Raw genomic sequence first — 19224 nt, 5'->3', positions numbered from 1 at the left:
CCTTTTGTACACTCCGGTTCCCGCGCTCCGTCCGCCTTGCTTTTGCTGCTCTCTCGACGATTTTCAGCTGTTCACTGATCCTGTTTTCCTTCGGGATGCTGCAGCAGGTAGAGCTTGTAGTAGAGCCCCCTCATGGCAAGCAGTTCCTGATGCGTGCCGGTTTCCCTGATCAGACCCTTGTGCAGCACGATGATCCGGTCTGCTTTCTGGATGGTCGAGAGCCGGTGGGCGATCATGATCGATGTCCTTCCCTGCATGATCTCGGCTGTTGCCGCCTCGATAAGCTGTTCGGTTTCGGTATCGATGGAGCTGGTGGCTTCGTCGAGCACGAGAATCCGGGGATTGTAGAGCAGCGCGCGTACAAAGGCAATCAGCTGTTTCTGCCCTGTGGACAACCCTGTGCCGTTTTCCCTGACTCTGTACTGATAGCCTCCGGGAAGCTGGCTGATAAACCGGTCCGCCCCGACGATCCGGGCGGCTTCGGTAATCTGGCTGTCGCTGATGCCGGGATTGCCGAATGCGAGATTCTCCCTGAGTGTTCCTGAAAAGAGAAGGACATCCTGCATGACCACTCCGATGAGCCTGCGCAGCGAGCTGCCGGCAATGGTGTTCAGTTCAACGCCATCGAGCTGTACCGAGCCCCTGCTGTATGGGTAGAGGCCGGAAAGAATATTGATAATGGTGGTTTTCCCGCTGCCTGTGGCGCCGACGATAGCTATTTTTTCGCCATGCCGGATCTCCATCGAAAGGTCTTTGAGCACCCAGTTCTCATTGTCATAGGCAAACCAGACATTCCGGAACGCGATGGACTCTCCGAACGACAGTTCGGGGGAGTTCTCTTCGCTTCCGCAGTTTTCCTCCGGCTCCTCAAGCAGTCTGAAGATGCGGTCGGAACTGGTAACGGCGGTCTGCATGATGTTGAATTTATCGGAAAGGTGCTGCAGCGGCCTGAAAAAAAGCCAGATGTACTGTACAAATGAAATGACCACCCCGATGGTGAGATCGGCTTTCAGCAGCCGCACGCCGCTGTACCAGATAACCAGCCCTGCGGCAACAGAGCTGAGCAGTTCAATGATGGGGTAGTAGAGCGAAAAATAGAAAACGGTCCGTATGTTGGCGTCGCGATGATCGGCATTGATGGCGGCATAACCGGCAAACGCGCTCTCCTCACGCCCGAAAAGCTGCACAATGTTCATTCCTGCGATGTGTTCCTGAAAAAAAGTGTTCAGCCTTGCCAGATGGGTGCGTACATCCATGAACGCCGAGCGGACCCTGTTTTTGAACGCGAGGGTTGCGTAGAGCATCAGCGGAAGGATGGCGAGCACCAGAAGGGTGAGCTGCCAGTCGAGCCATAACATGATCACGACGATAAAGAGCAGCTGCGCGAAATCGCCGAGAATGGAGATGATTCCGCTCGATAGCATTTCATTGAGCGATTCGACATCATTGGTGATTCTCGTGATAAGCCTTCCTATGGGATTCCGGTCGTAGAAACGGGCGGGAAGTTTCTGCAGATGCCGGAAAACATCCATTCTGATGTTGAAAACGGCTTTCTGTCCGATAATCTGCGTGATCCAGGTCGCGCCATACTGTTTAAGGCCGTCGAGAAGGATTACCACGGCAAGCAGCATGCTGGTCAGGGCAAGCCCGTGAAGGTCGTTTCCGGCAATGTTGTCGTCAATGGCGATCTTGGTGAGATAGGGCCGGATCGGCCCGAAGACCGATCCGGCGAGCGTGATGAATACCGCGGCGGCTATGAGACTTTTGTAGGGCTTGATGTAGGCCAGAAGTTTTGATACGATAAAGCGGTCTATCGATCCCTTCCGGTTTTTTTTCAGTGTTTCATCCTGCTGCGGTCTGAAGCTTTCTGCAGCCCCTGAGGCATTACTCATATGAAATTGTCAGGTTGGAAACGGTGGTTCATGAAGCGTCTTCCGGAGAGATACTTTTTTTCCCGATACGTTCCATCATTTCAGCTGCAAGCCTTTCGGCTTTTTCCTTTGTCGGAGCTTCGGTATAAATTCTCACGATCGGCTCGGTATTCGAAGGGCGCAGATGTGCCCAGCTTTCCCTGAAATCGAGTTTCAGTCCGTCAAGCCGGCTGACTGCGGCTTCAGGATAGTCGGCTGCAATTTCACGAAACATGGTGTCGAGCTTTTCGGCACTGAGTGAGCCGAGCCGTATTTTTTCTTTCGCCATGGCATATTCCGGGAACTGCCGCCTGAATTCCCGGAGTCCGCCCCCGCGGTTTTTTCTGCGCCATCCGGTAAACGCCTGCACGAAGAGAGCGATACCGGCAAGGGCATCCCTTCCGTAATGCAGTTCGGGGAGGATGATGCCTCCGTTGCCTTCGCCGCCTATGGATGCTCCGACCTCTTTCATCATGGCCGTGACATTCGCTTCTCCGACCTTTGCACTGTAACAGGGCACCTCATGGCGCCCGGCGATATCTGCCAGCGCCCGGCTGCTTGAAAGATTGTTGACAACCGGTCCCCTGTTGATGCCGAGATAGAAATCGGCACAGGCCACCAGGCTGTACTCTTCACCGAAAAGCGAGCCATCTTCGCAGATCACGGCGAGGCGGTCGACATCGGGATCCACGATCAGGCCGAAATCGCATCCGGAACTGCGCATCAGGTCGATGGTTCCGGCAAGGTTCTCTTCCACTGGTTCCGGATTGCGGGGGAAGAGTCCGGTGCCTTCGCAGGCGGTGAGGGTGAGATTGCCGATGCCGAGTCTCCGGCAAAGTTCGGGGACGATTGCATAACCGGCGCCTTCCACGCAATCGACGAGTACCCGGTAATTTTCTCCGGCGATGGCCTCCGGATCGATAAACGGCATTTCCAGAATGGCGTCGATGTGATGCCTGTCGTAGCTTTCGCTGCAGCTGATGCTGCCGATGCGGTTCCACGGAGCAGCGGGAAAGGCCTCTTCGGCGGCAATGGCCAGAAGGCTGTCCACCTCTTCAGCGGTGAGGAATTCCCCCCGGTGGTTCAGCATTTTAAGGGCGTTCCATTCGACGGGGTTGTGTGAAGCGGTGATGATCAGTCCTCCGTCAGCCTTCTCGGCGGTAGTTGCCATTTCGACCGTGGGAGTTGTAGCTACGCCGATGTCAATGACATCGCAGCCGCCAAGAGCCAGGACGTTGCCGACAAGCCCTGCGATCTGTTTTCCCGTCGGGCGGGTATCCCTTCCGATAACGATACGCGGTCTGAGGCCGCCGGAAGCTGGATTGCCCGTTTCCTTTGAACGTTGTATCCATGTGGCAAAAGCCGAAGCGAATGCTGTGAGATTTTTCGGAGTGAGGCTTTCGCCTACCACGCCTCTGATACCGGAAACGCTTATCATCAGGCTCATATCGGTCGGACGGTTATCGTTGAGAAGAGTGCAGGATTGCTTTGACTGTTCCGTAATGTCAAAAAAGCTGAGGCAATATAACAAAAACCCGCCATTCCTTCTCCGCCTTCCCCCTCTTCCGGCTATCTTCATCCGCAAAGCCCTTACCTGTTGAAGGTCGTCGGATGAAAGAAGGAAGGGGCGTTTTTTGTTTTTGATTTTTCTCTTATTCTTGTATATTGCATGCCTTTTCTTTATTGAACACAATAGACCAATACTCTAACAGCATCCGTTTATGCCTCTACACAAATCGGCTGAGAAAAGACTCCGTCAGTCAGAGAGAAGAAACGCCAGGAACAGGGCAAGAAAAAAGGAACTGAAAGTGCTTCTGAAGAACATGCAGAAGCTGATCGATTCCCGCGCAGACAAGAGCGAAGTTGAGACCGCCTACCGTTCGGCTGTCCAGAAGCTCGACCGTCTGGGCGTCAAACGTTACATCCACGCCAATAAAGCTTCCCGCAAGAAAGCGCAGCTGACCAGGCTTTTCAACAGTTACGGCAACGCCGAGTAAGCCGGACGTTCCTGTTACCCGGTACCTGCCCGGTTTTCATTGTTACGATATTCTTCCGTTGTCCGCTGTACATGCAGCGAACAATGGAAGGGTACAGATACTCCACTCATGTTTGCATATTTTCGCGGCAGGCTGTTTTCAGCACTGCCGGAAGAAGCGGTTGTCGATGTATCCGGCGTAGGGTACCGGCTCCTCATTTCCGCATTTACCTATCGTCAGCTTCCTTTGCCGGGTGAAGAGGTGCTGCTGTTTTCGCATCTCTCCGTCCGGGAGGACGCCATGCAGCTTTACGGTTTTTCAAGCGAAGCCGAGCTCCAGCTTTTCCGTCTGCTTATTCTGACAACAGGAGTGGGTCCGAAGCTCGCTTTGGCGGTACTCTCGGGAATGCAGGTTCATGAGGTGCATGAAGCCATCATGGCCAATGCTCCTGAAAAACTTTACGGTATCAGCGGCGTCGGGAAAAAAACCGCGGCAAGGATCATTCTCGAACTGAGAGACAGAATTCTGAAGCTCTCTCCGGCTTCCGAAAAGCCGACCGGTTCAGGTATCCGCCAGAGTTCCAGCGTCAGGGATGATGCCGTCGCAGCCCTCGTGACCCTCGGTTTTCCCCGGCCTGCGGTGCAGAAAGCGGTAACGGGCATTCTCGAAGCCAATCCATCTTTCGGTGTCGAAGCGGTGCTGAAATCCGCGCTTGTTTCCATTCATAACAGTTAGCTGCAGCGTACGTTGAATTACCAGGAGGCCCTTGATTTTCTCTACCCGCTCCACCGGTTCGGCATGAAGCCGGGCCTGGAGCGGGCAACTGCTCTTCTCGATATTTTCGGTATGCCGCACAAGCGGCTCGGCACCATTATCCATATCGCAGGCACCAACGGCAAAGGCACCACAGCATCGGCGCTGGCCGCGATGTTTCAGGCCGCCGGAAAAAAGACCGCCCTGTACACCTCTCCGCATCTTGTCGATTTTACCGAACGGATGCGTATCGACGGGCAGCCCATCTCTGCCGGCAGGGTAGCGGCATACTGTTCTGCCATGAAGGAGAGGGTTGTCGAACTTCGGGCAACATTTTTTGAGGCGACAACAGCGCTTGCCTTTGCGTGGTTTGCCGATGAACAGGTTGAGGTAACCGTTATCGAAACCGGTATGGGCGGCAGGCTTGACGCCACCAATGTCGTGAAGTCCGATTATGCGGTCATCACCTCTATCGGCCGTGACCATACCGCATGGCTCGGCACTTCGCCCGCCATGATCGCCAGGGAAAAAGCCGCGATAATCAATCCGGAGTCACGGGTGTTTACCGCAGTCACCGATTCCGAAGCTCTTGCGGAAATAGTTCGTGCCGCCGAACTGAACCGGGTTCCGCTCTTCAGGCTTGAAAGGGATGTTGCACTGAGGGTGGAAAGCGCCGAGCCGGGAGCGCTGGAATTTTCACTTTCGACAGCGGGAACTCATTACCATACACTGCGGGCTCCCCTTACCGGGGCTTTTCATGCATCCAATCTTGCGCTTGCCGTCATGGTTGCCGAAGCTGCAGGCATTGGGGAGGATGCCGTGCGCCGGGGGTTTCTGAACCTGCTGAAAACCGGTTACCGGGCCCGGCTGGAGAAGATCGGCACCATGCCCGACGTGTTTCTCGATGTTTCTCACAACGCTGACGGCATGAGGGAGACGGCTGCGGCAATTTCCGTATTCCGGCATCGTTACCGCGCCATGCATGTGCTGATCGGTCTGGCTTCCGACAAGGAGGCCGGAGAGGTAATCCGTCATCTCCTGCCTCTCGATGCCCGTTTTGCAGCGGTTACGATTCCGTCCGAGCGCAGCATCCCGGCTTCGGAGCTCGCCGCTCTCCTGAAGAACGAGGGAGTCGATCCGCTTGTTTTCGATACGCCTCTCGAAGGGCTCCGGCAGATGCTCGAAGATGCGGACTCCCGTGACATGATTCTTGTCACCGGATCTTTTTTTCTTGCCGGAGAGATTCTTCGCCGAAAAGGGGTTCAGCAGCGGTAGGGTTGCGGCTGCATGTTGCTCCGGTACTTTTTTATCGGAAAAAATTATATATTTGTGATAACTACAAGAAATCTTCGCGTATCCATCGGGAACGTCCCTTTTGATAAATCCCATTTACATTCCTTATTTCACATTCAGTCCGTATTCCTCTGTATTCTTCCGTTTATAGATTTCATTCCATGTCGAATACCCGGGGTTTACCGGGAAAGCTCTCAGCTGGCGTCAATGCTCTTTACCGTTTCTTTGCCGCCGGAAGCGTTCCGCTGCTCCGGCGATATTCCGCTGCTTTTTTAACTACCATGATTTGAATACAATTACCAATACCATGTCGAACAATTCGGTTTCCAAGGGTCTGGACATCAATGTACTCCAGAAAAAGAAAGTTTATGAGTTGAACGCTCTTGCAAAAGAGCTCGGAGTATCTGCGGCCGGATTACGGAAAGAAGAGCTGATATTCAAGATCATAGAGGCGCAGTCGCAGAAAACCAGCGATCCTGAAAGCTCCCAGGTGATGGTCAATACCGGTGTTCTGCAGGTTATTCCCGAGGGTTACGGCTTTCTGCGCTCTGCCAATTACAACTACCTGTCCTCCCCGGACGATATTTATGTTTCACCCTCCCAGATCAAGCGCTTCAGCATGCGTACCGGTGATACGGTTTCGGGCCAGGTGCGTGCTCCGAAAGAAGGGGAGCGCTTTTTTGCCCTGCTCAAAATCAACACCATCGACGGCGCCGATCCGGAAATCACCAGGGAACGTCCGTTTTTCGAGAATCTCACCCCGCTTTTTCCCCATGATCGGCTGAAGCTCGAAACCCGGCAGACGGAATACTGCGGAAGGATCATGGATATCTTTACCCCGATCGGCAAAGGGCAGCGCGGTTTGATCGTTGCTCAGCCGAAAACCGGCAAGACCATGCTTCTGCAGATGATTGCCAATGCGATCATCAAAAACCATCCTGAAGTCTACCTGATTGTCCTTCTGATCGACGAACGCCCCGAAGAGGTGACCGACATGGCGCGCAGCGTCGAGGCGGAGGTAGTCAGCTCGACCTTCGACGAGGACCCCGAGCGTCACGTCCAGGTTGCCGATATGGTGCTGGAAAAAGCCAAAAGACTTGTTGAAGTGGGGCAGGACGTGGTCATTCTGCTCGATTCCATCACCAGGCTCGCCCGTGCGCACAACACCATCATTCCGCATTCGGGCAAGATTCTTTCCGGCGGTATCGACGCCAATGCGTTGACCAAACCGAAACGTTTTTTCGGCGCAGCGCGTAATATCGAGGAGGGCGGCAGCCTCACCATCATCGCCACGGCGCTTGTCGATACCGGCTCGCGCATGGATGACGTCATCTTCGAGGAGTTCAAGGGAACCGGCAACATGGAGCTTGTGCTTGACCGCAGGCTTTCAGAACGCCGTATTTTTCCTGCCATCGATATTCTCCGGTCGGGTACCCGGAAAGAGGAACTGCTTTTCAGCCAGGAGGAGCTGTCGAGGACCTGGCTGCTGAGAAAATACCTTGCAGACAAGAACCCGATCGAATGCATGGAGTTCATGCGCGAGAAAATGAGCGATACGAAGGATAACCGGGAGTTTTTCAAGTACATGAACGCCTGACGGGGACAGAAAAATGAACAGGTGTTTGCAGTTTTGAAAATTAATCCTATATTATCAGCCTTTAAAACAAGAGGAATTTTACTACATGCCCTGCGGAAAAAAGAGAAAACGCCATAAGATGGCGGTACACAAGCGCAAAAAAATGCGCCGGAAGAACAGGCATAAGAAGCGCCTGCGCTACCAGAACAAGTAAGTTCCGGATTGTTAATCCGTACTGTTGTTTCAGGTCGAGAATATAGCTCAGTCGGTAGAGCATCTGCCTTTTAAGCAGAGGGTCGAAGGTTCGAGTCCTTCTATTCTCACTCTACAGAACGTTCTTTTTTAAGTCGATGCCCGAGTGGTGAAATTGGTAGACACACTATCTTGAGGGGGTAGCGCCGAAAGGTGTAGGAGTTCGAATCTCCTCTCGGGCACATATTTTTACGTAAAAGCCGCTGTTATGCGGCTTTTTTGTTAAGCGGCAGTTATCAACGATTCTTCATTGACATGAACATCGCCGTCTGTATCTGTCAGGTTCCGGATTCAGCTTCCGCAGTTGCCGTTATCGACGGGGCGCTCGATATGACGAGGGCCGCCTGGGTCATGAACCCTTACGATGAATTTGCTGTCGAGGAAGCCATTCTGCTCAGGGATCGGTTTCCGGGATCGACGGTTACCGCGCTCGGCGCTTCTCCCGAATCCGGAAAAGATCTGCTGCAGAAGGCTCTTGCCATGGGTGCGGACAGGGCTTTCGATGTTCGCTCCTTTTCACCATTGCAGGACCCGTTCCAGACAGCCTGGGTTCTTGCCGAAGCTCTCCGCAATCTCTATGGGGAGGCGCTTCCCGATCTTGTGCTCTGCGGCAGGGAGTCCCTTGATTTTCAGAACGCGAGTGTTCCCGCCATGCTTGCCGGCATGCTTGGCATGGTCTTTACCGGACCGGTATCGGCGCTCAGGGCGGAAGGAGAACATCTTGAGCTGGAGAGGGAGACCGAAGGCGGAACGGAACTTCTCGTTGCGCGCCTGCCCCTTGTGATCAGCACTGAAAAGGGGTTGAACACCCCCCGGAAAACCGGTATCAGGCAGGTTATGGAGGCCCGGAAAAAGCCTCTTGAAATTCTGCAGGCATCACAGCCGCCCCCCCCGAAGGTCTCTCTCGAGAGTGTTGAGACGGTATCGAAAAAGAAAAGGTGCCGTTTTGCCGCCACACCGGAAGAACTCGCGGGGATGCTGCATGCCGACGGCCATTTCCGGCACATTTCGGGAGAAGACTGATGGCATACTATCTGGTTTTTCTGGAACCGAGAAACGGCCTTGTCGCCGGAGTTTCCGCAGACGTCTGGCACAGGGTTCAGGAACAGCTTTTTTCAGGAGACCGTGTTGCCGGTTTTGTCGCCGGTTCCCTCAGCTCCGGAGCGCTCGATGTGCTTCAGGGGAGCGGAACAGTTCATCACGCACTCTCTGCTCGCCCCGCCGTTCCGTCCGATATGGAGCTGTGCCGCATGCTTTCGGAACTTGTCCGCAAAGAGGGGTGCACAGACATCTTCATGGCGGCGACTGCAGCAGGCAGGAGGCTTGCTCCCGCCATTGCAGCTACGCTTCCTGCTTCGCTGCTTGCCGGATGCACTTCCGCCTATCCGGATGAAAAGGTCTGCCGGCGGTACATTCATTCAGGTTCGGTGCTGGCGGCTTACCGTCCGCAATCCGCAATCCGGATTGTTCTGCAGGGTCGCGAGCATCGTCGGGTAACCTTCAGTTCCCTGGAGCGTCCCCGGTGTGTCGCGTTTCAGGAATCGCCGGGCATTCTCCGGGATGCGGCTCCTCTTATCCGTGCCATTATTGCAACTAGTTCATCGGAAGATATTTCCGAAGCCGGAATTATCGTTGCCGGAGGTCGCGGTATGGGCGATGCCGGCCGGTTCGCGATGCTTGAGGAGCTGGCGAACCTGCTGGGTGGCAGTGTCGGGGCAAGCCGTTCGGCCGTCGATGAAGGGTGGCGTCCGCACAGCCAGCAGATCGGGCAGACCGGCAAGTCGGTAGCGCCGGAGCTCTATATTGCCTGCGGTATTTCCGGAGCTGTTCAGCATCTTGCCGGACTCGCTTCGGCACGAACCATTGTAGCAATCAACAGCGACCCGTATGCGCCTGTTTTCGATGTGGCCGATTATGGCATTGTGGGAGATGTCAGGGAGGTTCTTCCCCGGCTGACAGATGCCGTCAGGGATGTTTTGCGGAAGAAATGATTAACTGTAATTTGCTGTTATAGCAACTCACGGATTCCTCTATGCTCCGGCAATGAATAATGGGCGCCTCTATTACTTGTCGTGGGTGGCATGCGTTTCTGCAAACAGGGAAGATGCAGATGAAACAACTTAACAAAGAGGTGCCTTAATGACGATAAAACAATGCGTAAACTTCAGGTAGATATACTCGGTCTTTCTACAAGCCCCCATACCAACGGAGCTTATGCCCTTATTCTCTATGAAATCGAGGGAAAACGAAAACTTCCGATCATCATCGGCGGCTTCGAAGCCCAGGCCATAGCGCTCAAGCTTGAAAACATCAAACCCCCCAGGCCATTTACCCACGACCTGTTCAAGAATATCTCCGATGCTTTCAGTCTTCACGTCAACGAAATCATCATCGATGAACTGCACAACGAAACCTTCTATGCCAAGGTTGTCTGCGAGCTCGGAGGAGAGGTTCATGAAATCGATGCCCGCCCCAGCGATGCCATTGCCATAGCCGTGCGGTTCAACGCGCCGGTCTTTGTGACGGAGGATATAATGGACGAGGCCGGTATAAGGGAGGAACAGAAAGAGGAGGAGGACGAAGATGAGGCTGTTTCACCCCCGGAACTCGAAGAGGCGGCAGAGCCTAAATCTCCGGCAGCAAAACTCGAAGAGCTTCAGCTGCGTCTCGAAGAGGCCGTGAATCGTGAAAATTATGAAGAAGCCGCCCGGCTGAGGGATGAAATATCCCGCCTTAAAGGTATTGGCTGAAACCGGAATCAAACATATCACCTGGTATCGTAAACAGAAAAGGAGGCAAAAAAGCCTCCTTTTCTGTTTGATATCCGAAATGTCCGTTCAGAATCCTACGCGGAGACCGAGCAGGACGTTGTGGCTCGCGATATTTATGTTGGCGTCCGATTTACCTTGCGGAATGGAGAAATCGGTGGTTGCAAAGTAACGGTAGCGGGCATCGAGCGCAATATTGGTGCCGATCGGTACGGCAAGACCAGCTCCAACCTGCCAGGCAAGCGTGGTTTCACTGAAATCCATGCTGCCTCCATCTTCCTCGATGGCATCGCCATAACGGAAATCCTCAAAGCTGACCTGTGCTACACCCATGCCGGCCGTGGCATAGAGGTCAACGCCGCCAAGATTGATGTCATAGTAGCCGTTGGCCATGAGCGAAAGCACGGAAACGTTTCCCTCGGAAGGCACTCCGGAGGTGACGGCAAATTCAGGTTCGTTGATTATGTTGACTTCATCGATGTCGTTCTGCTGGTAACCGATTTCGGCTTCGAGGCGGTAATCGCCGTAGTCGCAGCCGACGGCGCCGAGCAGGGAAAGGCCTGCGTCGAAACTGATTTCATCGATGCCGTAAACCTCGTCGGCGGCAATGGAGGAGTCGTTCATCCATGAGAGGCCGACGTTGCCGCTTACGTAATGGTCTGCGGCGGAAGCAGGCGCTGCCGAAAGGCCGGCAACGGCAAGTCCCGCAAAGAGAAGTGCCAGTGTCTTTTTCATAGAAACGTGTTTTGATGGTTGTTGTGTTGCCGGGAGACCGAAAATGCCCGAATCAGTAACTGAAGCAGTGATTTCAGGCGAAAAAATGTTTTAAGCAAATTCAGCGCTGGCCGCAGGAAACAGCAAAAGGCTTCGCTGAAACGAAGCCTTTTGCTGTAAATAACCGGACCACCCATCCATGAACGAATGGCTCAGAAGCCTACACGCAGGCCGAGCAGCACGCTGTGGCTGTCGACATTCATGTCGGTGGAGTACACGGTGAAGTCCGTCGTTGCGAAGTAGCGGTAACGGAGGTCGAGCTTCACGTTGTCGGCGATCGGGGCGGCCAAGCCGGCACCGACCTGATAGGCAAGCGTGGTTTCGTTCAGGTCTTCCGAGTAGTCGGAACCATCTTCGCCCAGACCGTCAAACGCGACCTGCGCAACGCCGACGCCGGCTGTCGCGTAGAGCTCAACGCCGCCGAGATCGACGTCGTAGTAGCCGTTCGCCATGAGCGAAAGCACGGAGACGTCTCCGTCGAAGTCTTCGCTGAGGGAATCCTCTGTCATCTCCTTGACGTCGTTCTTCTGGTAGCCGATTTCAGCTTCGAGGCGGTAGTCGCCGTAGTCGCAGCCGATAGCGCCGAGCAGGGTGAGTCCTGAACCCAGGCCGATGTCAGAGCTGGAATCTTCTCCTTCGTAGTTATAGGAAGATTCAGTGTTGATGTCGTTCATCCAGGAGATGCCCGCCATGCCGCTGACATAGTGATCAGCTGCGGAAGCAGGAGCGGCCCAGCAGCCGACAACCAGAAATGCGGCTAAAAGTGAGAGATTCTTTTTCATGTTGATACAGTTGGATGTTTACGGAAATGATCGGTTCAAATATATCATTTTCGTAAGAATTTTCAATTCGTAACGCAAGCGTTTGATTTTGCGTGAACGTCTGAATCGAAAGCAACATTGGCGCAATGATACGCCAGGGCCTGCGGGGGGATTCTGTTTGGGAGGCGAGGGTGAGCTATCAAAAGGGTGGGGGGCCTGAAATGCAGAAAGTCCCACTAAAGGGACTTTCTGCATTGTCAGTTCTGAAGAAGAGGTTCAGAATCCTACACGCAGGCCGAGCAGCACGCTGTGGCTTGCAACGTTGGTGTCTTCCCAGAAATCGGTTGTGGCGAAGTAACGGTAGCGGAGATCAAGCTTGATATTGTCTGCAATAGGAGCAGCAACACCTGCACCAACCTGATAGGCAAGCGTTGTTTCATGCTCAGTGGTTGACCCCGTTTCGTCCTCTGCCTTCACATCATCGAAAGAGACCTGTGCAACACCGACGCCGGCAGTCGCATAGAGCTCAACGCCACCGAGATCGACATCGTAATAGCCGTTTGCCATTAATGAGAGAATGGATACGTCACCATCCATGGGTACAGATGCACTGACTACCTCATTCTGAACAGGCGTATTGCCTTTCCAGTTTTTGATATCGTTCTGCTGGTAACCGAGTTCAGCTTCGAGGCGGTAGTCGCCGTAATCGCAGCCGATAGCGCCGAGCAGGGTCAAGCCTGAGCTCATATCCAGCTTTTCACTGGATGCCTCGGAATAATCAACCTTAATGTCGTTCATCCAGGAGATGCCTCCCATGCCGCTGACATAGTGGTCAGCAGCCGAAGCTGGTGTGGCGCAGAAGCCGACAACCAGAAATGCGGCTAAAAGTGAGAGATTCTTTTTCATGTTGATACAGTTGGAGGTTTATGAAAATGATCGATTGAGCTATGATGGAATATACCACTTTCGTAATGATTATTCAATTCGTAACACCAGTGTTTGATTTTGCGTGAACGTCTGAATCGAAAGCAACATTGGCGCGATGATACGCCAGGGCCTGCGGGGGGATTCTGTTTGAGAGGCGAGGGTGAGCTATCAAGAGAATGGACGCCTGAAATCGCAGGCCGAGCAGCACGCAGCGAAGTAGAGCAGATCGCTCTGCAATCCCGTGTATAGATAGAGTGGAATCTGTCGGGATGCCGGAAGATGCGTGTCAAGATGACGCCGGGGCTTTGGGATATCCGAAATAAGGGCCTAAATTCAATCGATAAAACAGGCCTTTTCTTTTTTCCTTCAGGCTTTCGGTTATCCCCCTTATTTTCCTGTAAAACACTATGACGCCAGACGCTGCAGTATCGCTATCTTCTTTGCCCGGAATTGCGTTGACGGGCAAGCCGCACCTCTTTCAGGGCTACGTTTACGGATTCCATCAGCCAACCCTGCGTTATCAGGTTCATGGCGAATCGGTCAAACTGCCGGGTCTTTCCGATATCGACAGGATGGTTGCCGCTGACCTGGGTATAGTCTGTAAAGACTTTCCGGGAGAAGCTGATGACTATCCGTTTCTGAGACGGCTTCAGTACTGGCCTTCCGCTATTCTGAAGCAGGCAAATCATCCGGTTTTCGAGCCGGCCCGCATTCTGGAACCGACAGCTAAAAATCCGGATTGCCGCACCCTTATCCAGCCCTGCATGGATCATCGCGCGGCGCTGTCGGCGGTAGCTTTTGTTATGGATTTATTGAAAACGGCCGTTCAGGAGAGACCGGCGCAGAAACCGCTGAAGGAACTGAAGCACTCCTTCGAGCAATTGCTGAAGAATCTTTCTGCCATAGGACTGCAGGGTTTCAACCAGCTGCATTTTTTACAGGCAGCCAGTGAGCTGGGTATTGCATGGCACCGTTTAAGGGGTCCCGTTTTCAGGTTCGGTCTCGGATGTAAAGCCCGATGGCTTGAGAGCTCCTATACTGATGCAACTCCGATCATTTTTTCAAGTCTGGCCCGTGACAAAGCGGGTGCGGCTCTTCTTCTGAAAAGTTCAGGTTTGCCGGTTCCCCGGCACTTTATCGTCAAAACCAGGGAAGAAGCGGTTCTTCGCGCCGAAGAGATGGGTTATCCGGTGGTCGTAAAGCCGGCCGATCTGGATGGCGGTCGCGGCGTAAAGGCGAACCTTCGGACGGCCCAATCGGTCATCAAAGCATTTTCGGAAGCTGAAAAGCTCTCGAAACGCGTGCTGGTCGAAAAACATGTGCCAGGGCGTGACTATCGTATTCATGTGGTGAACGGTGAGGTGCACGGAGTGCTCGAGAGGGTTCCGGGTGGCGTAACCGGCAACGGGCGGGACAGTGTACAGCTCCTGCTTGAAGAGCAGAACCATCAGCGGGCCGTTGCCGAAGATGATCGCCGTTACCTTCATCAGATGGCATTCGACGATGAGGCGAAAGAGCAGCTTGCGGACCAGAACCTCAACAGGGATTCGGTTCCGGCCGACGGTCAGTTCGTGAGGCTTCGAGGGGCCTGCAACGTTGCAAGCGGAGGCATACCGATACCGGTACCTCTGCAGCAGCTGCATCCCGACAACCTCGATCTGGTGCTTCGCGCAGCAAGAGTGATGAAACTGGATGTGGCAGGTATCGATCTGCTCATACCGGACATCGCACGCTCCTGGTTCGAAACCGGAGCCTCTATCTGTGAGGTCAACGGTCAGCCACAGATGTTTACTACACTGCACAAGCCGATGCTCCAGTGCATGTTCAGGGGCGGGAACGGACGCATTCCCGTAGCAATCATTGTGGAAGCTGCATGTGTGGCTGAAAACATCAGCACGTCAATTCATGGCGAATGCCGGGCAAGGGGAGTCAATGCCGGGCATTTCAGCGGACGGGAGGTCAGAATCGGCGATCGCTTTATCAATAAAGAGTGTTCGGGAGCGTTAGATGCCGTGCTGATGCTTTCTGTGGACGACAGCGTCGAGGCGCTCATTATTCACGTTACTGATAATCAGGTCATGAGCAAAGGGTGGCCTGTTGATTTTTGCGACGTTCTGCTTGTCGGTACCCGGCAGGCGGAAAGCCCGGTCAAGGGATATTCTCCTCTGGAGTGGCTCTCTTTAGCGGAACCCCTGAGTCCCCGGTGCGTCTGCATAGAAGATTCAGGGCCGGAAATCCACAGTGCGGCATCTGCGATGTTCGGCTGCGAAAACGTGCTTGAAGTCGCCTCCTGGGCCGGGACAGAACAACAAGCCGCAACGGCCAAGAGGGTTGTCGATTGGCTGCTTGCCGGTTCATGATCCCCGGTTTGGCAGCATATCGTTCGGGTTGTTCACGCCGGAGATGCCGGTGGTTTTTCCGGAAATGAAAACAAAAGATCTGCAAGGAGAGACCCCTTATGACTGATATTCATGATGTGGCCAAGCATTGGGACCGGAATGCGGTGAGCTGGTCGGAGAGCATGCAGCAGGGGCACGACCTGATCAACGAACATTTCGGTATCCCTTGTTTTCTTGCCGGGCTTGGTCAGATCGGCGGTCTGGATGTGCTTGACGCCGGATGCGGAGAGGGCCGAAGTTCCCGTCATCTCGCGGCAAAGGGTGCAAGAGTGACCGGAGTGGATGTTTCCCCTGGAATGATCGCGGAAGCCGTTCGAAAAGAGACCCTCAATCCTCTGGGCATAAGTTATGAAGTGAGTTCCTGTTCGGCTCTCAATCGGTATCCGGATGAAAGTTTTCAACTGGTTACCTCATATATGGCCTTGATGGATACGGCCGGAATTGCCGGGGTACTTCAGGAGTTTTTCAGGGTGTTGAGAGCCGGAGGAAGGTTGATGATCGTGGTTCGTCATCCCTGTTTTTTCACTCCCGGGTTTTCCGTTTACCGTAACGCCGGGCAAAATCGTGCAGGGCTGACCGTTTCGAATTATTTTACGGGTGATCCCTATGAAGAAAGCTGGAAATTTCAGAAGCAGCAGGAGGGATCGTTTACCGTGATCCGGTATCCCTATACGATAACTGATTATGTAGAGGCCATTCTTGGTTCCGGATTGCGTCTGCTGTCCCTTACCGAGCCGCGCCCTACCCGGGAGATGTGCAGGCAGCTTCCCAATCTCGCTTTCTGGAAGCAGCATGCGGCGCTCTACCTGTTCATTCAGGCCGCAAAGGATTGAGGCTTTTCGTTTCTTTTCTCATTCAGCTTCTCGGGTCGGAGATTTCAGTGAAGTGCCTCTCCGTGGCAGTCAAACATTCAGCGATAAAAAAATGCAGGAAAAAAGTTCCGGAAAGATGGTACGGCTCGAGCGCTATCTTATGGCGCTGCCCAAAGCGGAACTGCATGTTCACATGGAGGGCTCCATTCCTCCGTCGCTCCTGCTCAGGCTGGCCGAGAGAAACAGGCTGAAACTGCCGTTTTCATCTGCCGCCCAGTGCCGTAAACTGTATGCCTACAGTTCGTTCAAAGACTTTTCGAACATGCTTCTTCTGGGCGTTTACTGTTTGCGCAGGCCGGTGGATTTTCACGACGTGATACTGGCGATGGGAGAGGGCCTGGTTCTGCACAATATCCGGTATGCTGAAATTACCTGGACGCCGCAGTTTTACCTGAATCGTGGGTGTGCGCTCAGCGAAATTCTCGGCGCCATGAACGAAGCCCGCAGCAAACTTGCAGCACGCTTCGGTCTGGAGATCCGCTGGATTCCCGATATCGTGAGAAGCCGTCCCGAGCCGGCATCGGCTATTGCCGAGTGGGCGGCAAGTAAGGAATCAACAGATGCGGGGGTGGTCGCTCTGGGTCTCGGGGGACCTGAAACAGGGTATCCGGCCGGTAATTTTGCATCGCAGTTCAGCTATGCAAGGCAATGCGGGCTGCCGGCTAATCCGCATGCAGGCGAAGGGGCGGGGGCCGCCAGCATCTGGCAGACCATAGAACAGTTGAACCCGGTGCGCATCGGCCACGGCGTCAGTGCCATTGACGATCAGGAACTTGTCGCTCATCTGGTTCGGGATGCACTGCCTCTTGAGGTTTGTCCTACAAGTAATGTCCGGCTCGGGGTCTGTAAATCCTACGCTTCGCATCCTCTAAAACGGCTCATCGACGCCGGATGTGTCGTGACCATCAACACCGACGATCCGGTACTTTTCCAGACCTCGCTCACGAATGAATATGCTGTGGCTATCCGGGAGTGCGGCCTCGGCCCCGACGATATCAAGGCCGCGATTCTCAATGCCCTGCGTGTCAGCTATCTTCCGGACTTCGAAAAAATCCGCATGACGGGGAGTTTTACTGCAACGTTCGAAGAGCTGGACAGCCGGTTTTTGAAGTAACTCCAAACGACACCGCCCTGAAGGTTATGAGCAGTGAGTATCGGGGTTACGGCGCAGAAGCTTTTTCAAGCGATTTCAGGATCATATCGAGGGCGCATTCCGGCGTGACCAGTGAATTCTCAATGTGAATGTCCGGTGATTCAGGCGGTTCATAGGGGCTGTCGATTCCGGTGAAATTTTTCAGTTCGCCCCGTCTGGCTTTTGCATAGAGCCCCTTCGTATCCCGTTTTTCGCATTCGGCCAGCGGCGTATCGATGAATACCTCCACAAAATCACCTTCCTCAAAGAGGTTTCTGGCCATCGTCCGTTCGCTTTTGAATGGAGAGATAAAGCTGACCAGAACGATCAGACCGGCATCGACCATCAGTCGGGCCACCTCGGCCACGCGCCGGATGTTTTCCACACGGTCCGCTTCGGTAAAGCCCAGGTCCCTGTTCAGCCCATGACGGACATTATCGCCGTCGAGCAGGTAGGTATGACGTCCTTCCGCATGGAGCTGTTTTTCAAGAAGATTGGCTATCGTGGATTTTCCCGATCCGGACAGGCCTGTAAACCATATACACTGCGGTTTCTGATGCTTTTGTGCGGAGCGCGCCGTTTTATCGATCTCGAGAGCCTGCCAGTGGATGTTGTCGGCCCTGCGCAGCGCAAAATTGATCATTCCCGCACCAACCGTCTCATAGGTCAGTTTGTCTATCATGACAAAACTGCCCAGAATGCGGTTGAGCCCGTACGGTTCGAATACGAGCGGAGCAGCTGTCGAGAGATTGACTGTGCCGATTTCGTTCATGCCGAGTGTTTTGGCTGCCAGATGCGCTCCGGTATTGACATCTTCACGATATTTTATATCGGTAACGGTTACGCTTGTTTCATGGCAGGCGTGCCTTATCAGGTATGCTCTGCCGGGCTTCATCGAGTGTTCGGCCATCCACAGGAGGCGAGCCTCGAACTGGTCTGCGGATTCGGGAAGATTCAGGGATGTCGCAAGCACATCGCCCCGGCTTGCATCCACTTCGTCGACAAGCGTCAGGGTGATGCTGTCGCTTTGTGCGGCACAGGGGACCTCCTCGAATCCCCTGATTACCGATTTGACCGTTGTCCTTACGCCCGAAGGCAGGATATGTACAGAATCTCCCGGCCGGATTTCCCCTTCGGCAATTCGTCCGCAATATCCCCTGAAATCAAGATTGGGTCGGTTGATCCATTGCAGCGGCATGCGGAAAACACTGCGGCCGGTTGCCTCGTCCACCTGTACACCTTCAAGATGCTCCATCAGGCTGGGCCCGTTATACCAGGGTGTACGGGAGCTTATGCTGACGACATTGTCGCCATCCAGCCCTGAAAGGGGAATGGCCTGAATGGCATGAAACGCAAAGCCTTCTGCAAATTTCCGGTAATCCTGCCCGATTTCATCGAACACCCTCTTTTCGAAACCGACCAGATCCATCTTGTTTATGGCAAGCACCACCTGCCGGATTCCCATCATGGCCACAATCCTGCTGTGGCGGCGGGTTTGCCTCAGAACTCCCTTGCGCGCATCGACAAGAATGACAGCCAGATCGGCTGTCGAGGCTCCGGTTGCCATATTGCGGGTATACTGTTCATGGCCGGGAGTGTCTGCCACAATGAAGCGTCGCCTGTCGGTCGCAAAAAACCTGTAGGCGACGTCTATCGTGATGCCCTGCTCACGTTCCGCCTGCAGCCCGTCAACCAGAAGAGCCAGATCGATTTTCTCGCCCTGGGTTCCGTACTGGCGGGAATCGCTTTCAAGTGAACAGAGCTGGTCGTCATAAATGTTTTTGCTTTCAAAAAGCAGTCGACCGATCAGGGTGCTCTTTCCATCGTCAAC

16 protein-coding genes and 2 tRNA genes are annotated in these 19224 nt (G+C 54.0%); 12 read left to right on the top strand and 6 right to left on the bottom strand.

The features are described from left to right. Positions 1–71 precede the first annotated feature (71 nt). Together WBP50_RS09795 and glmM are read right to left on the bottom strand one after the other, a co-directional pair. Positions 72–1892, bottom strand: coding sequence for an ABC transporter ATP-binding protein (locus WBP50_RS09795; protein WP_423933973.1), 1821 nt, complete (start codon positions 1890–1892; stop codon positions 72–74). 28 nt (positions 1893–1920) lie between these two features. Beyond that, positions 1921–3357 (bottom strand): phosphoglucosamine mutase, encoded by a 1437-nt coding sequence (gene glmM / locus WBP50_RS09790; protein ID WP_423933971.1) that lies wholly within the window; start codon positions 3355–3357, stop codon positions 1921–1923. 274 nt (positions 3358–3631) lie between these two features. Here glmM and rpsT point away from each other — a divergent pair, with 274 nt between their 5' ends. The 9 genes from rpsT to WBP50_RS09745 all read left to right on the top strand — a co-directional run bounded on the left by rpsT (position 3632) and on the right by WBP50_RS09745 (position 10510). Further along, positions 3632–3907 carry a 30S ribosomal protein S20 gene (gene rpsT, locus WBP50_RS09785; RefSeq protein WP_292003476.1) on the top strand — a complete coding sequence of 92 codons (276 nt, stop codon included), beginning with the start codon at positions 3632–3634 and terminating at the stop codon, positions 3905–3907. 108 nt (positions 3908–4015) lie between these two features. Then, positions 4016–4621 carry a Holliday junction branch migration protein RuvA gene (ruvA, locus tag WBP50_RS09780; RefSeq protein WP_423933968.1) on the top strand — a complete coding sequence of 202 codons (606 nt, stop codon included), beginning with the start codon at positions 4016–4018 and terminating at the stop codon, positions 4619–4621. Between the two features lie 12 nt (positions 4622–4633). Continuing rightward, positions 4634–5914 (top strand): bifunctional folylpolyglutamate synthase/dihydrofolate synthase, encoded by a 1281-nt coding sequence (locus WBP50_RS09775; protein ID WP_423933965.1) that lies wholly within the window; start codon positions 4634–4636, stop codon positions 5912–5914. A 325-nt stretch (positions 5915–6239) separates the two neighbouring features. After that, the gene (gene rho, locus WBP50_RS09770; RefSeq protein ID WP_423933963.1) at positions 6240–7529 is read left to right on the top strand and encodes a transcription termination factor Rho; all 1290 of its coding nucleotides are present in this window, start codon (positions 6240–6242) and stop codon (positions 7527–7529) included. A 229-nt stretch (positions 7530–7758) separates the two neighbouring features. Continuing rightward, a tRNA-Lys gene (locus WBP50_RS09765) sits at positions 7759–7831 on the top strand. 29 nt (positions 7832–7860) lie between these two features. After that, positions 7861–7942: transfer RNA gene (locus tag WBP50_RS09760), tRNA-Leu, on the top strand. 73 nt (positions 7943–8015) lie between these two features. Continuing rightward, entirely contained in the window at positions 8016–8783 is a 768-nt protein-coding gene (locus tag WBP50_RS09755; protein WP_423933960.1) for an electron transfer flavoprotein subunit beta/FixA family protein, read from the top strand. Further along, the gene (locus WBP50_RS09750; protein ID WP_423933957.1) at positions 8783–9751 is read left to right on the top strand and encodes an electron transfer flavoprotein subunit alpha/FixB family protein; all 969 of its coding nucleotides are present in this window, start codon (positions 8783–8785) and stop codon (positions 9749–9751) included. The genes WBP50_RS09755 and WBP50_RS09750 overlap by 1 nt, the downstream gene beginning before the upstream one ends. A gap of 162 nt (positions 9752–9913) precedes the next feature. Then, complete coding sequence (locus WBP50_RS09745) at positions 9914–10510, top strand: bifunctional nuclease domain-containing protein (RefSeq protein WP_423933956.1); 597 nt, start codon at positions 9914–9916, stop codon at positions 10508–10510. An 87-nt stretch (positions 10511–10597) separates the two neighbouring features. Here the strand turns inward: WBP50_RS09745 and WBP50_RS09740 are convergent, their stop codons facing one another. From WBP50_RS09740 to WBP50_RS09730, 3 genes are all read right to left on the bottom strand, one after another. After that, entirely contained in the window at positions 10598–11263 is a 666-nt protein-coding gene (locus tag WBP50_RS09740) for an outer membrane protein (protein WP_423933954.1), read from the bottom strand. A 191-nt stretch (positions 11264–11454) separates the two neighbouring features. Beyond that, positions 11455–12084, bottom strand: coding sequence for an outer membrane protein (locus WBP50_RS09735; protein WP_423933952.1), 630 nt, complete (start codon positions 12082–12084; stop codon positions 11455–11457). A gap of 255 nt (positions 12085–12339) precedes the next feature. Beyond that, the gene (locus tag WBP50_RS09730; RefSeq protein ID WP_423933951.1) at positions 12340–12969 is read right to left on the bottom strand and encodes an outer membrane protein; all 630 of its coding nucleotides are present in this window, start codon (positions 12967–12969) and stop codon (positions 12340–12342) included. Between the two features lie 428 nt (positions 12970–13397). Here WBP50_RS09730 and WBP50_RS09725 point away from each other — a divergent pair, with 428 nt between their 5' ends. The 3 genes from WBP50_RS09725 (at position 13398) to add (ending at position 17375) form a co-directional block, all read left to right on the top strand. After that, the gene (locus WBP50_RS09725) at positions 13398–15350 is read left to right on the top strand and encodes an acetate--CoA ligase family protein (protein ID WP_423933949.1); all 1953 of its coding nucleotides are present in this window, start codon (positions 13398–13400) and stop codon (positions 15348–15350) included. 98 nt (positions 15351–15448) lie between these two features. Next, positions 15449–16222, top strand: coding sequence for a class I SAM-dependent methyltransferase (locus WBP50_RS09720; protein WP_423933947.1), 774 nt, complete (start codon positions 15449–15451; stop codon positions 16220–16222). Between the two features lie 91 nt (positions 16223–16313). Then, a complete protein-coding gene (add, locus tag WBP50_RS09715; RefSeq protein WP_423933944.1) occupies positions 16314–17375 on the top strand; it encodes an adenosine deaminase in 1062 nt (353 codons plus the stop codon). 46 nt (positions 17376–17421) lie between these two features. Here the strand turns inward: add and cysC are convergent. Then, positions 17422–19224, bottom strand: a 1803-nt coding sequence (cysC, locus tag WBP50_RS09710) for an adenylyl-sulfate kinase (RefSeq protein ID WP_423933942.1), incomplete at its 5' end; no start/stop codon positions are given.

The sequence above is a fragment of the Chlorobium sp. genome (genome assembly GCF_049593655.1).
Classification (GTDB): Bacteria; Bacteroidota; Chlorobiia; order Chlorobiales; family Chlorobiaceae; genus Chlorobium.
The sequence above is the reverse complement of the archived record's forward strand: the minus strand, read 5'-3'. Positions and strand labels throughout refer to the sequence as shown.